This window comes from Phenylobacterium sp. (assembly GCF_965284355.1).
GTDB lineage: Bacteria > Pseudomonadota > Alphaproteobacteria > Caulobacterales > Caulobacteraceae > Phenylobacterium.
Genome location: NZ_OZ260078.1, coordinates 2087178 through 2100636 on the forward strand (window position 1 = coordinate 2087178; position 13459 = coordinate 2100636).

8 protein-coding genes and 1 pseudogene are annotated in these 13459 nt (G+C 68.7%); 3 read left to right on the forward strand and 6 right to left on the reverse strand.

The features are described 5' to 3' along the window. Nucleotides 1–59: 59 nt before the first annotated feature. Complete coding sequence (locus ACQ66R_RS10155; RefSeq protein ID WP_430421605.1) at nt 60–722, forward strand: glutathione S-transferase family protein; 663 nt, start codon at nt 60–62, stop codon at nt 720–722. Here the strand turns inward: ACQ66R_RS10155 and ACQ66R_RS10160 are convergent, their stop codons facing one another. The 4 genes and pseudogenes from ACQ66R_RS10160 to putA form a co-directional block, all read right to left on the reverse strand. Continuing rightward, entirely contained in the window at nt 723–1400 is a 678-nt protein-coding gene (locus tag ACQ66R_RS10160) for a lipid A-modifier LpxR family protein (RefSeq protein WP_430421606.1), read from the reverse strand. A gap of 140 nt (nt 1401–1540) precedes the next feature. Further along, complete coding sequence (locus ACQ66R_RS10165; RefSeq protein ID WP_293362483.1) at nt 1541–3400, reverse strand: ribonucleoside-diphosphate reductase subunit alpha; 1860 nt, start codon at nt 3398–3400, stop codon at nt 1541–1543. Nucleotides 3401–3626: 226 nt separating this feature from the next. Then, a complete protein-coding gene (locus ACQ66R_RS10170; RefSeq protein WP_430421608.1) occupies nt 3627–5408 on the reverse strand; it encodes an SLC13 family permease in 1782 nt (593 codons plus the stop codon). Nucleotides 5409–5604: 196 nt separating this feature from the next. Next, nucleotides 5605–8701: pseudogene (gene putA / locus ACQ66R_RS10175) on the reverse strand (bifunctional proline dehydrogenase/L-glutamate gamma-semialdehyde dehydrogenase PutA). A gap of 103 nt (nt 8702–8804) precedes the next feature. Here putA and ACQ66R_RS10180 point away from each other — a divergent pair. Then, nucleotides 8805–9275: a winged helix-turn-helix transcriptional regulator gene (locus ACQ66R_RS10180; protein ID WP_430421610.1), complete on the forward strand. Its 471-nt coding sequence runs from the start codon at nt 8805–8807 to the stop codon at nt 9273–9275. A gap of 148 nt (nt 9276–9423) precedes the next feature. Here the strand turns inward: ACQ66R_RS10180 and ACQ66R_RS10185 are convergent, their stop codons facing one another. Further along, nucleotides 9424–10623 (reverse strand): OmpA family protein, encoded by a 1200-nt coding sequence (locus ACQ66R_RS10185; protein ID WP_430421612.1) that lies wholly within the window; start codon nt 10621–10623, stop codon nt 9424–9426. A gap of 561 nt (nt 10624–11184) precedes the next feature. Then, complete coding sequence (locus ACQ66R_RS10190; RefSeq protein WP_430421614.1) at nt 11185–12966, reverse strand: cation:proton antiporter; 1782 nt, start codon at nt 12964–12966, stop codon at nt 11185–11187. A gap of 83 nt (nt 12967–13049) precedes the next feature. Here ACQ66R_RS10190 and ACQ66R_RS10195 point away from each other — a divergent pair, with 83 nt between their 5' ends. Further along, on the forward strand, nt 13050–13430 hold the full coding sequence (locus tag ACQ66R_RS10195; protein ID WP_430421615.1) for a DUF2946 family protein: 381 nt from the start codon (nt 13050–13052) through the stop codon (nt 13428–13430). Nucleotides 13431–13459 lie beyond the last annotated feature (29 nt).

The following is a 13459-nucleotide window of genomic DNA, read 5'->3' on the forward strand; positions in this document are numbered from 1 at the left end:
GCGCAGCCGTCGTTTCGCCGCAGGCGGTGGATAATTTCGCTACAGATTGTGGACTGACGATGACTGACCGCTACATCTTGTATTCCGCAGCAGGTTCGGGCGGGGTGGCCGTCGAGGCGGCGCTGACCCTGATGGACGCGTCCTATGAGCTGATCGAGGCGCCCACCTACGATCCCGACCAGGCCGCGGCCGGCGATGTGATCCTGCCGGTCAACCCCCTGCGCCAGGCGCCCGCGCTCGTGCTCCCCTCCGGCGAGATCATGACCGAGAGCGCCGCCATCCTGGTGCGGCTGGGGGAACTGCACCCGGGCGCCGGCCTCGCGCCCGCGACGGACGATCCGCGCCGCTCGGCCTTCCTACGCTGGATGGGCTTCGTCAGCTCGGCGATCTACGCCCACTACTGGCTGAAGGACGATCCGCTGCGGCTGGTGTCGGACCCGGCCCAGGCGCCCGTCGTCGAGCAGCGCCTGAACGACCGCATCGCCGACTGCTGGGGGATCATGGAGGCCGGGACCGCGCCGGGCCGCTATATCCTGGGCGAGGCGATGAGCGTGCTCGACCTCTATGTGACGGTGGTCAGCCGATTCCGCCCGCGCCGACAGCGGTTCTACGAGGTCGCGCCGCGGCTGGGCGAAGTTGCGCGCCGCGTCGACGCCGACCCGCGCCTCGCCGCGTTCTGGCCGCAGCGGTATCCGTTCGAGGCAGGGTGGGACCGGCTGTAGCTAGCGCTGCGGTCGGAAGCTGAACGTGAAAGCGGCGACGGTGTCGTCGCGGGTGCGCTGGCCGAAGGCCATGTGCTTGCCCTTCACCTCGCGGTGGATGACGCCGAACGAGCTCTGAGTGTCGCCCTTGCGCCAGCCGACGCCCAGCTGGACGTCGCCGACCAGGGCGCCGGTGGGATCGGTGGTCCAGCCGCCGCGGTCCCAGCCGGTCTCGCCCCTCAGCATGTTGAGGCCCACGGCCCGGCCGCTCGCGGCGGCGAACAGGTACCAGCGGCCCGCGTCGCCCAGCTTGGCGCCGTCCTCGACGCCCATGTCGCGCAGCCGGTCCATCGCCTGCTGCTCGCGCGACCTGGAGACCGTCAGCATCGCGCCGCCCTCGGCCTGACCGCCGCGGCTGCCGACCCCCAGGCCGGCGTGCGGGGCAACGTCGAACTCCAGCCCGCTCTCGGACCGGAAACTCAGCGCGCCCGGCCAGTTTCGCACCAGGGTCACATCGATCCGGTCGTCGGAGAGCCACGCCGGCGCGCGCACGTCCCGGTCCGTCTCGACCCTGACCGTGAAGGCCGCGCGGTTCAGAAGGTCCGCCGTGATGTCGGGTACAAGGGTCTGGGCGCTCGCCTGGCCCGCAGCCCCGGCGGCGATTGTCAGCGCGATGGCGGCGCAGGCCACCCGACGCATGCACATCTCCCGATCCCCCGCCCGCGCGGCAGGGTCCCCGCGCCCATACTTCCACGACTGGAACGGGCGACAAGACGATAATCGTGCGACGCGAATTGCGGCGTCGTTAATCGCCCCGCGACCGGGCGCCGCAGCCTACCCTACTGGCAGGCTAGGCACTCTTCGTAGTCTGTCGGGCCCTGGGCCTGGATCTCGACCACCGCCGCCTCGTCGCCCCCTGCATGCGCCGCCCGCTGCACCGACTTCGACCGCAAGTAGTAAAGCGACTTACAACCGCGCTCCCAAGCCGTCCAATGCAGCATATGCAAATCCCACTTCTCAACGTCCCCTGGAAGGAACAAGTTGACGGATTGGGATTGGCAGATATCAGGCGTCCGGTCTGCGGCGAGCTCTACCACCCAGCGCTGATCGATCTCGAAGGCTGTTTTGAAGACGTCCTTGTCGTCTTGCGACAGGAAGTCCAGATGCTGAACGGAGCCTTCATTCTGGAGGATCGAATCCCAGGTGGCCGAGGTGTTCTGGCCCGCCGCATCGAGCACCTTCTCAAGGAAAGGGTTCTTCACCGCGAACGTGCCCGACAGAGTCTTGTGCGTGTAGACGTTGGCCGGGATCGGCTCGATGCCGGCGCTGGTGCCGCCGCAGATGATCGAGATCGAGGCGGTCGGGGCGATCGCCAGCTTGTGGCTGAAGCGCTCCATCACCCCGCGTTCGGCCGCGTCCGGGCAAGGGCCGCGCTCGGCGGCCAGCTTGCGAGAGGCGGCGTCGCACTGGCGGCGCAGGGTCTTGAACAGGCGCATGTTCCAGCTCTTCGCCATCGCGCTCTCGAAGGGAACGTTCTGGCTCTGCAGGAACGAGTGGAAGCCCATGAGGCCGAGGCCGACGGACCGTTCCCTACGGGCCGCGTACACGGCGTGCTTCATCTCGGGCGGCGCGCGCGTGATGAAGTCTTCCAGCACGTTGTCGAGGAAGCGCATGACGTCCTCGATGAACGTCGGATGGTCGCGCCATTCCAGGAAGGTCTCGGCGTTGACCGAGCTCAGGCAGCAGACCGCCGTGCGCTCCAGGCCCTGATGGTCCTTGCCGGTGTGCAGCATGATCTCGCTGCAGAGGTTCGACTGGCGCACCGAAAGTCCCAGCTCGCGCTGGTGCTGCGGCATGGCGCGGTTCACGGTGTCGGAGAAGATCAGGTAGGGCTCGCCGGTCTGCAGGCGGATCTCGAGGATCTTCTGCCAGAGCGAACGCGCGTCGACCTCGCGGAGCACCTCATTGTTCTTGGGGCTGCGCAGGCCGAACATGGCGCCGTCGCGGACAGCCTCCATGAACTCGTCGGTGATGTTGATGCCATGGTGGAGGTTCAGGGACTTGCGGTTGAAGTCGCCCGACGGCTTCCGGATCTCCAGGAACTCCTCGATCTCCGGATGGTGGATGTCGAGATAGACCGCCGCCGAACCCCGGCGCAGCGAGCCCTGGCTGATGGCCAGCGTCAGCGAGTCCATCACGCGGATGAAGGGGATGATGCCGCTGGTCTGGCCCGCGCCCTTCACCTTTTCGCCGATCGAACGGACGCCGCCCCAGTAGGTGCCGATGCCCCCGCCATTCGAGGCCAGCGCTACATTCTCGTTCCAGACGCTCTGGATGCCTTCGAGCGAATCCGGCACGGCGTTGAGGAAGCACGAGATGGGCAGGCCGCGACCGGCGCCGCCGTTCGACAGCACGGGGGTGGCCGGCATGAACCAGAGTTGGGAGATGTAGTCGTAGATGCGCTGAGCATGATCGGCGTCGTCGGCATAGGCCGTGGCGACCCGGGCGAACATGTCCTGGTAGCTCTCGCCCGGCAGGAGGTAGCGATCCTCCAGCGTGGTCTTCCCGAAGTCGGTCAGCAGCGCATCGCGCGAACGGTCGACCTCGACCTTTCGGACCAGCTGCAGCTGCGGTCGATCCGCTCGGGCCGCAACCCGTTCAGAAGTCTCGGCAATCCCAACCTTGGCCGCTTCACTCATGTCCCGCCTTAGCCCCTCGAAGGAAGGCTCTATGGCCCTCCGCCCTACATATAGTGGTTCTACCCCCGAACCAGTCCACATATGGGGCACTGACACCGTCGACTCGTCAATGAGGCGGACCCCGCCGCACACAGACTTTTTCGCTAATGAGACGTTAACGCGCACCCCCTCGCTCTCGGCAGAGTCCGTTACGCGAAACGTGGACTCACGGAACTGTGAACACTCGCTAGACGAGTGGCCAAACCATCGCGATCAGCCCCGTTCCCACCACCAGGACGATCAGCGAGAGCGGCGCGCCCAGGCGCGGATAGTCGATGAACCGGTAGCCGCCCGGGGCCATGACCAGCGTGTTGCACTGGTGGCCGATCGGCGTGAGGAAGTCGCAGGCCGCGCCCATCGCCACCGCCATCAGGAAGGGATCGGGCCGCAGACCCAGCAGCTGGGCCAGGCTGGCCCCGATAGGCGCCACGATCAGCACGGTCGCGGCATTGTTCAGGAACGGCGTGGCGGCCATCGCAACGGCCATGACGGCCGCCAGGGCGAGGATGGGCGATTGGCCGCGGAACACGTCCGCCATGGTCTGGGCGATCAGCTCCGACCCTCCGGTAGCCCGGATGGCGTCCGAGACGGGGATCAGGCAGGCGATCAGGACCAGCAGCGGACCGTCCAGGGCCGCGTAGGCCTCGCGCATGCGAATGGCGCCCACCGCCACCATCAGCGCCGCCGCGCCGAAGAACGCGATCGCCACGGGAGACACCTTCAGGGCCACCAGGATCATGGCCCCGGCCAGGATCGCCGCCGGCGCCAGGGCATGGCGTATCCCGCCCAGGCGCACCGCGCGTTCGGCCAGCGGGAGCAAGCCCAGGGTCTTCAACACCCCCGGCAGCGCACGCTCGCCCCCCTGGACCACCACCACGTCGCCGCTGCGCAGCCGAACCGTATTGAGCTCAGTGGTCATTCGGTATCCGGCGCGACTGACGGCCAGCAGGTTCACGCCATAGGCGCCGTGCAGGTCGGCCTGACGCGCGGATTGACCGATGAGGATGGACTCGGCGCCCAGCACGGCCTCGACGACACGGACCTCTTCGGTCGGCGCCTCCATGGCGATGGGCCGGTCCGATCGGGTGAGCTTCAGCTTCAGCCGCGTGATCAGGGCGTCCAACTCCGCGTGGTCGCCCTCCAGCAGCAGGGTGTCGCCCGGTTTGAGCCGGGTGTTGGCGTGGGGCGCGGCCTTGCGCTGGCCATCACGGAGCAGGGCCAGAACCGTGACATCGCCGCCGGCCAGCCGGTCGAGCTTGCCGACGGTGGTGACGGCCCCCGGGTCCCAGGCCTCAGGCACCTGCACTTCGGTCATATAGGGATTGGCGGCCAGCGCCGCGTCCAGGGTCTCGGGCGTGGGTCGGTGGGCCGGCAGCAGGCGGAAGGCCAGCGCCAGGAACACCAGCCCCACGGCCGTGACCCCCAGGCCGACGGGTGCGTAATCGTACATCTCGAACGGCTTGCCGAGAATCTCCTCGCGCACCTGGCTGACGATGATGTTGGGCGAGGTGCCGACCAGAGTGACCGTGCCGCCGAGGAGCGCGCCGAACGACATAGGCATCAGCAGCCGGGACGGCGACGTGCCCGTACGCTTCGCCACCGACAGCGCTATGGGCATCATGATCGCCAGGGCGCCGACATTCTTCGTAACCATCGACAGTATGGTCACCGCGCCGGCAAACAGCAGCACCTGGGAGGTCGCGCCCTTCAAGTGCGGGAGCAGCGGCCGCAGCACGAGTTCGACCACGCCCGACTTGGCGAAGGCGGCGCTGACCACGAGCGCGCAGGCGATGATGACTGTGATGTCGTTCTTGAAGCCGTCGAAGGCCGACTTGGCCGGCACGATGTTGAGCGTGACGCCGACGAGCAGCGCCATGACGGCGATCACGTCATAGCGCCATCGACCCCAGATGAAGCCGATGATGGTCACGCCCATCAGGCCAAAGGCCAGGGCCTGCTGCAGCGTCATTGTCCCTCGCCCCGTCACCGGCTCCAAGGAGCTAAACGCCAAGCTGGGCCAGAGGTGGCGCCATGGGGAGAAATCAGCAGGCCCGAAAGCCGGCTTCTAGGCGTTCGTCGCAGCTACCCTGCTGGGTGGCATTTTGGCCGCCCCGGCGCCGCGCGAACGCAGGCGCCGGGGGCGGCCCCTCGGGGGGAGGTTCTGGTCAGGCGTCGAGGTTGAGGAGCGCCGGGTCCCCGCCCTGGGCCGCGATGTTCACAGACACGGCCCGTTCGACCGCGAAACGCAGCAACGCGTGCGGGCCGCCGGCCTTGGGGCCCGTACCCGACAGGCCCTCGCCCCCGAAGGGCTGAACGCCCACCACCGCGCCGATCATCGAGCGGTTCACATAGGCGTTGCCGGCCGGGACCATCCGCTGGACCTCTTCGGCGAAGGCTTCGATGCGGCTGTGGACGCCCAGCGTCAGGCCGTAGCGGGCCTCGACCAGCGGGGCCGCCGCTTCGTCCAGCTTCGCCGGGTCATAGCGGACCACGTGCAGGATGGGGCCGAACACTTCCCTGGCCAGGAACGAGGCGTCGGGGACCTCGGCGAGGGTCGGCGCGAAGAAGTGGCCGCCTTCAGGCGTCGCCAGCCGGCCCAGCACCTTGGCGTCCCGCTCCAGGCGCTCGAGATGGGCGTCCAGCGCCGCCTTGGCGTCGGCGTCGATGACCGGGCCGATGTCGGTGCGGGGGTCGGCGGGGTCGCCCACCACCAACGTCTGCATGGCGCCCTTCAGGCCGTCGATGAGCATGTCGGCGGTGTCGTCGGGCACGAACAGCATCCGCAGCGCCGAGCAGCGCTGGCCGGCCGAGCCGAAGCCCGAGGTCAGGACGTCGTCGATCACCTGCTCGCGCAGCGCCGTGGTATCCACGAACATGGCGTTCAGGCCGCCGGTCTCGGCGATGAAGGGCACGATCGGGCCGTTGCGCGCCGCCAGCCCACGGTTGATCGCCCAGGCCGTCTCGGTGCCGCCCGTAAAGGCCACGCCGTCGCAGCCCGGGTGCGCCGTCAGCGCGGCGCCCACCGTCGCGCCGTCGCCCGGCAGCAGGTGCAGAAGGTCGGCCGGCACGCCCGCGGCGTGGAACAGCCTCACCGCCTCGGTCGCGATCAACGGCGTCTGCTCGGCGGGCTTGGCCAGCACGCCGTTGCCGGCGGCCAGGGCCGCCGCGATCTGGCCGGTGAAGATCGCCAGCGGGAAGTTCCAGGGACTGATGCAGACGAAGACACCGCGGCCGTGCAGGCTGAGCTGGTTGGTCTCGCCCACAGGTCCGCGCAGCGTCTCCGGGCTTGCGAACTGCCGCTCGGCCAGGTGGGCGTAGTAGCGGCAGAAGTCGGCCGCCTCCCGCACCTCGGCGATGGCGTCGGCCAGGGTCTTGCCGGCCTCCAGCACGCAGATCGCGATCAGGCGTTCGCGATATGCCTCCAGGGCGTCGCCCATGGCGCGCAGCACCTTGGCGCGGCCCTCGCCGCCCCGCTGGTCCCACGCCGGCTGCGCCTTGCGGGCGGCGGCGAAGGCGGCGTCGATGTGCTCGGGCCGGGCGAACACCACCTCGCCGACCGGGTCGCCATTGGCCGGATTACGGACCACCGCGTCGGTAGGCAGTTCCAAGGTCGACAGACCGGCGCCGACGGGCCCGGCCCAATGCGAGGCGGCGGCTTCGCGCTTCACGGCGTCGATCAGGGTCTCGCGGACGTCGGCGATGGACAGGTCCAGTCCCCCGGAGTTCCGGCGGCTGGGGCCATAGAGGTCGCGGGGCAGCGGGATGCGCGGGTGGGGCCCGGCGCCGGCGGCCTCGACCACGCCGATCGGGTCTACGACCACCTTGTCGACCGGGGTCTTCTCATCAAGCAACGCGTGCACAAACGAGGTGTTGGCTCCGTTCTCCAGGAGGCGGCGCACCAGGTATGGCAGCAGGTCCTCGTGGCTGCCGACGGGCGCGTAAACGCGCAGCGGAAAGTCGCCGTAGCGCTCGTGGGCGGCGGCGTAGAGCGCCTCGCCCATGCCGTGCAGGCGCTGGAACTCGGGTGACAGGCCCATCTGGCTGGCCATGAGGCGCACCGCCGCCAGGGTATGGGCGTTGTGGGTGGCGAACTGGCCGTAGAGATGCGGCGCGGCCCCCAGCAGGGCGCGGGCGCAGACCAGGTAGCTGACGTCGGTCGCGGCCTTGGTCGTGTAGACGGGATAGCCCTCGAGGCCCGCCACCTGGGCGCGCTTGATCTCCGAGTCCCAGTAGGCGCCCTTCACCAGGCGCACCATCAGCCGGCGGCCGCTGGCGCGGGCGATATTGGCCACCGCCTCGATCGTCTGGGGCGCGCGCTTCTGATAGGCCTGAACCGCCAGGCCCAGGCCGCGCCAGGCGCCCAGGGCGGGCTCGCGGGCCAGCCAGTCCAGAATCTCCAGCGAGATCGCCAGCCGGTCGGCTTCCTCGGCGTCGAGCGTCAGGTTGATGTTGGCCCCGGCCGCCAGTTCGGCGAGCCGCTTGATGCGGGGATAGAGGTCCGTGAAGACCCGCTGCGACTGGCGCGCCTCATAGCGCGGGGACAGGGCCGACAGCTTCACCGAAACGCCGTGGCCCCGCTCAGGCCCCTGGTCGGCGGCGTGGCGGCCGACCACGAGGATGGCGTCGGCGTAGGCCTTCTCGTAGCGGTCGGCGTCGGCATCGGTGCGGGCGCCCTCGCCCAGCATGTCGAAGCTGAACAGCGCAGTCGTCGCCCTTGGCGCGGCGGATCGCCGTCTCAATGGTGGCGCCCAGCACGAACTGCTCGCCCATGATGCGCACGGCCGCGCCGACTGCGCGACGGATCACCGGTTCGCCCAGCCTGCCCACGGCGCGCTTGATGAATCCAGGGAGGTCGGCCCGCGCCGCGTCGTCGGGGTCGATCAGCTTGCCGGTGAGCATCAGGCTCCAGGTCGAGGCGTTGACCAGCACCGAGTCGGATTTGCCGGCATGGCTGGCCCAGTCGGCCGAGGCGATCTTCTCGGCGATCAGCTTGTCGCGCGTTTGCTCGTCCGGGGTGCGCAATAGCGCTTCGGCCAGGCACATCAGCGCCAGGCCCTCGCGCGTCGACAGGCTGAATTCCTGAAGGAAACTCTCAACGACGCCCTGGCGGTTGGCCGCCTTGCGCGCCGCGCGCACCAGCGCCTCGGCTTCTGTCTGAACCGCCTCGCGGTCCTGCTGGCTCAGAGGCTTGGCCGCCAGGGCCGTGGCCAGCGCCGTACGTTCATCGGTGAACTTGCCGTCGTCCAGGTGATCGAACGCCATCTGCGAGCCTCTCTTTTGAGTGCATCCGGAGTAATCCACAGTTTGCCGAATGTGCTACGTTAGATGTGACGGTTCGCCGAACGATCGCGCCTGAGGACGACGAATGCCGAATGCTCTACGGCTGGATGACACGGATCGCCGTCTGCTCCGGACTCTGCAAGCCGATGGCCGCATATCGAACGCGGATCTGGCCGAGCGGTGCAACCTGTCGCCATCGGCCTGTTCCGACCGCGTCCGGCGCTTGCGGGAGAGCGGCTACATCATGGGCTTCGCCGCCCTGGTCGACCCCCAGATGGTCGAACGCGGGGTGCTGATCTTCGTGGAGGTGGTGCTGGACCGGACGACGCCCGAGGTCTTCGAGACCTTCGCCGCCGCGGCGCGCCGCGCGCCCGACGTCCTGGAGTGCCACATGGTGGCGGGCGGGTTCGACTATCTGATCAAGAGCCGGGTGCGCGACCTGGCCGCCTGGCGGAAATTCCTGGAGGACGTGCTGGTCCGGATCCCCGGCGTGCGCGAGACGCGGACCTATGCGGTGCTCGAGGAAGTGAAGTCGACGACGCAGCTGCCGATCTGATCTGTGTGGGCCGAGTGCCGAGGTGGGTGACGATTATGCGTTCCCCACCTGTCTCGCTTCGCTCGCGACCCTCCCTCCGAGAGGAGCAAAAGAAAAGGGCCCGGCGTTTCCACCGGGCCCCGATCTCGTTCGCTGATCTCAGATCGACTTAGAAGTTGATGTCGATCGTCGAGCGGCGGTTCAGAGGTTCCTTCACGCCGTCGCCGGTGGCGACCGCGAGTTGGGTTTCACCCTTCCAGTCGACCGACAGGGCCGTCTGGTTGACGCCCGAACCGACCAGCGCGTCGGCCACGGCCTTCGCACGACGTTCCGAGAGTCGGACGTTGTAGGCGGGCGAACCCGAGCTGTCCGTGTGGCCGACGACCACGACGCGGGTGGCGTTGCCGCCCTTGGCGTAGTTGGCCGCGTCGTTGATCACCGCCTGGGCTTCCGGCGTGATCACGTACTGATCAAACGGGAAGTAGACGATGAACTGCCGGGCCTCATAGGCCGGCGGCGGAGGCGGCGGCGGCGGCGGAGGCGGCGGAGGCGGAGGCGGCGGAGGCGGCGGCGGCGGGGGCGGCGGCGGCGGAGCTTCCGGAGCCGCGAACAGGTAGCGCAGGCCCAGCGTCACCGACTGGTCGCGATACTCGCCCGAGAACACGCCCGGCTGCAGGTTGCTGGTGCCCACCGAGGTGAAATCCACGTCCGAACCACCGAGGTAGCGGTAGGTCAGGTCGACGCTCAGTTGTTCCGTGGCCTTCCAGGCCAGACCGGCGATCAGCTGATAGGCGAACGCCGTGTCGCTGTCGTCGATCGTCAGGTTCTGGATCGCCGGGTTGGCCGCCGAGATGGCGCCCGGGACGTTCGAGAACTGGCCGAACGCATCAACCTTCACGTGGTTGGCGCCGATACCGCCGCCGATGTACGGGTTGAGAACCGAACCGGGCAGGATGTCGTAGATGATGTTGCCCATCACGGTCCACGACGTCACGTCGCCGTCGGGGCTGCCGCAGGCCGGAGCGGCCGCGGTGCGGGTCACGCCGGGGGTGCAGAGGCCGATGACCGCCTGGTTGTTGATGCCGCGGATCGACTCGACGTCGCCACCGCGGTAGCCGACTTCCAGTTCGACGCGCCAGTGATCGTTCAGCTGATAACCGAGGCGGGCGAAGCCGGCCCAGTCATCTTCCTGATTGATTTCCCAGGCGTAGGGTTGGCCATTCGCGGCGTTGTTCGACGACGTCGTGTCGAACTCGACCGGCCAGTGGTAGCCAAGATCGACGGCGCCGTACCAGCCTTCTTGCGCGGAGGCGGCAGTCGCGGCGCAGGCCGCTGCCATCGCAGCCCCAGCCAGGAGTTTGAACTTCATAATCAGAGCCCTCTCGTTGCCCTCAGGTGGTGCGGCCGTTTGACCCAGCCGCCGTTATAACAGGGACCAACCGTTGCGAAAGTGTCGCTACGGCCACACCCCGGACGCTTTTCTGGCGAGCCTCTCCAAGCTCTACCAGGACGCGGGGCGACAAGTCGCCCGCAATTGACCGGATTTGCAGGGATGCGCAACGCGGTGTCGAGCATCCATGCCGCGAGACTGACCGCTTCGCGGTCGCGGCTCGCTCCATAGACCTTGGCGATGCTGCGGCCAACGATTGAATTCGTTCGTCGAGATCTGACCGAAGTCCTTGGGTTTGTTTGTAAAGCGGCGGCATGGTCGCAGGAGCTGCGCGTCGAACGTTCGGGCGCGACGTCGTCTCCCCCATCCTTGCCGATACCGCCATTAGAAAGTCCCCGAACGCCGGCATTCGTCCGGCGTCCGCATGCAAACGGAGAAAGTCACGCTTGGTTCCGCCGCCATGAACCCCCGATGAATTTTTTCGGCCGCCGTGTTTCCGCCGCCGATTGGGCGCCGATGCGCCGAAGGTGAACTCGCGGGTCAGACGTCTCGTTCCCGCTGGAATCGGCGGGAGCGGCCACCCAGCGACTCAGGTCGGTTCAGCGCCTTGCGGAACTCGTCGCGTCGCTCGTGGATCGAGGCGATGACCAGCCCCATGGGCACGCCGATCTCCACCAGCACGGCCTCGGACAGCTGCAGGCTGGCCTCGACCGTCTCGGGCACCGCGTCCGTGGCGCCGAGGTCGTAGAGTCTCTGCGCGTGGCGCGCGTCGCGCGCGCGAGCCACGATGGTGAGATCCGGCCGCAGTTCACGCGCCACGGCCACGATGGCCTCCACGCCCTCGGGATCGTCCATGGTGACCACCAGCGCCGGCGCATCGGCCAGGCCGCACCGCATCAGGAACTCGGCCCGCGCCGCGTCGCCGAAGTAGATCAGTTCCCCGGCGCGGCGGCCCTGCTCCACCAGTCTGGGATCGAGTTCGGCCGCCACCCAGCGCAGGTCGTGCCGCTTTAGCATGTCGCCCACCAGTCGCCCGACCCGGCCGTAGCCCACCACCAGCACGCGCGGATCGGACGGTCGCTCGCCCTCCGCCTCCTGCGGCAGTTCCGTGGGCGCCACTTTGCGGCCGCCCAGGCGCAGGCTGAGCTGGGCCAGGAACGGGATCGAGAACATCGACAGCGTGGCCGCCACCAGCGCGGTCTGGCCGACGGTGCGATTGACGATGCCCTGGTCCATCGCCTGGCCGAGGATCACGAAGGCGAACTCGCCGGCCCCGGCCAGCAGCAGCGCCGCCTCGATGGCGCTGCGGGTCTTCAGCCGGAACAGCCGCGCCAGGCCGAAGACGATCGCAATGTTCAAGGTCACCAGCCCGATCGCCGAGCCCAGGATCACCAGGGGCCGCTCCAGCAGCAGCGGCACGTTCAGCCCGATCCCGACCGAGATGAAGAACAGCCCCAGAAGGAGGCCCTTGAACGGCTCGACCCGGGTCTGGACCTCGTGGCGGAACTCGGTCTCGGCCAGCAGCAGACCGGCGACGAAGGCGCCCAGGGCCATGGACAGACCGGTCAGCGCGCTGACCATCCCCGCGCCGATGACCACCAGCAGGCAGGCCGCGACGAACAGCTCCTCGCTCTTGGCGCGCGCCACCGAACGCAACATGGGCCGCAGCAGGATGCGCCCGAACAGAAACAGCGCCGCCATCCCCAGCACCGCCGGCAACAGCGACCAGAGCATGGTGGGCGACCAGGGCTCGTCCGAGCGCCGCCCCATCAGCGTCAGCGTGATGAGGATCGGGGCGACGGCCAGGTCCTGGAACAGCAGCACCGAGAACGTGGCGCGGCCGGCCATGGCGTGCTGGCGCTTCTGTTCGGCCAGAATCGGCATCACGATGGCCGTCGACGACAGCGCCAGCGCCGCCCCGATCGCGATCGCCGCGCCCGGTGGCTGGCCGACGGCGTAGGCCGCGACCGCGGTGGCCGTCAGGCAGAGCAACACCTGCAGGGCGCCCAGCCCGAACACGTAGCGGCGCAGGCTGCGAAGGCGCTCCCACGACAGCTCCAGCCCGATGGAGAACAGAAGGAAGACGACGCCGAACTCCGCCAGCTGCGCCAGCTCGTCCGGATTCTCGATCGTGAAGGCGCCCAGCCACTGGACCTCGTGCGCGAGGCTGCCAAGGCCGTAGGGCCCCAGCACGACGCCAGCGCCCAGAAAGCCGAGGATCGGGCTGATCCGCCATTGGCGGAATATTGGGACGACCACACCTGCCGTGGCGAGGAACAGAACGACATCCTTGTACGCGCCGGGCTGAACGTGGCCTTCCATCAGGTCTCCGATTTGACTGTGGCCCCACTATGCATGACGGCGGCCTCTTGCGGAATCCCACGCTGGGTTTAGGAGACGCGCTCGTGGGAGCGTCGTCGACCAGACATGCGGGGGCCGAACGCCGGGCGATGATCGCCCTGGTGGCGGTGTTCACGCTGCTGGTTCAGACGCTGATGCCGGCCTTCGCGGCCGCCGGGCCGATGCCCGATGGCGGCGGCGTCATCTGCACCACCATGGGGCTGCAGACCGCGCCCAGCGATTCGGGCCCGCCTGCGGCCGATCACAGCTGCAAGCACTGCGTCTGTCCGGCGCCGGCCTCCGAGCCGTCGACCACCGCCCTCGTCGCGCGGGTCGCCTACGTCGAAGGCCCCGCCCTCGTGGCCCCGACACCTCGCGGGCTTGTTCCTCAGGCCCGCGCGCCCCCACGGCCGCCCGGGCAGGGTCCACCGCTTCCGAACGCCTGATCGATCCGTCGGCGCGCGAGCCCTCGCGC

Coding starts and splice junctions, on each gene's coding strand:
- ACQ66R_RS10165 (WP_293362483.1), bottom strand. CDS start 3,400: ATGAGTGAAGCGGCCAAGGTTGGGATTGCCGAGACTTCTGAACGGGTT.
- ACQ66R_RS10155 (WP_430421605.1), top strand. CDS start 60: ATGACTGACCGCTACATCTTGTATTCCGCAGCAGGTTCGGGCGGGGTG.
- ACQ66R_RS10180 (WP_430421610.1), top strand. CDS start 8,805: ATGCCGAATGCTCTACGGCTGGATGACACGGATCGCCGTCTGCTCCGG.
- ACQ66R_RS10185 (WP_430421612.1), bottom strand. CDS start 10,623: ATGAAGTTCAAACTCCTGGCTGGGGCTGCGATGGCAGCGGCCTGCGCC.
- ACQ66R_RS10170 (WP_430421608.1), bottom strand. CDS start 5,408: ATGACGCTGCAGCAGGCCCTGGCCTTTGGCCTGATGGGCGTGACCATC.
- ACQ66R_RS10160 (WP_430421606.1), bottom strand. CDS start 1,400: ATGCGTCGGGTGGCCTGCGCCGCCATCGCGCTGACAATCGCCGCCGGG.
- ACQ66R_RS10190 (WP_430421614.1), bottom strand. CDS start 12,966: ATGGAAGGCCACGTTCAGCCCGGCGCGTACAAGGATGTCGTTCTGTTC.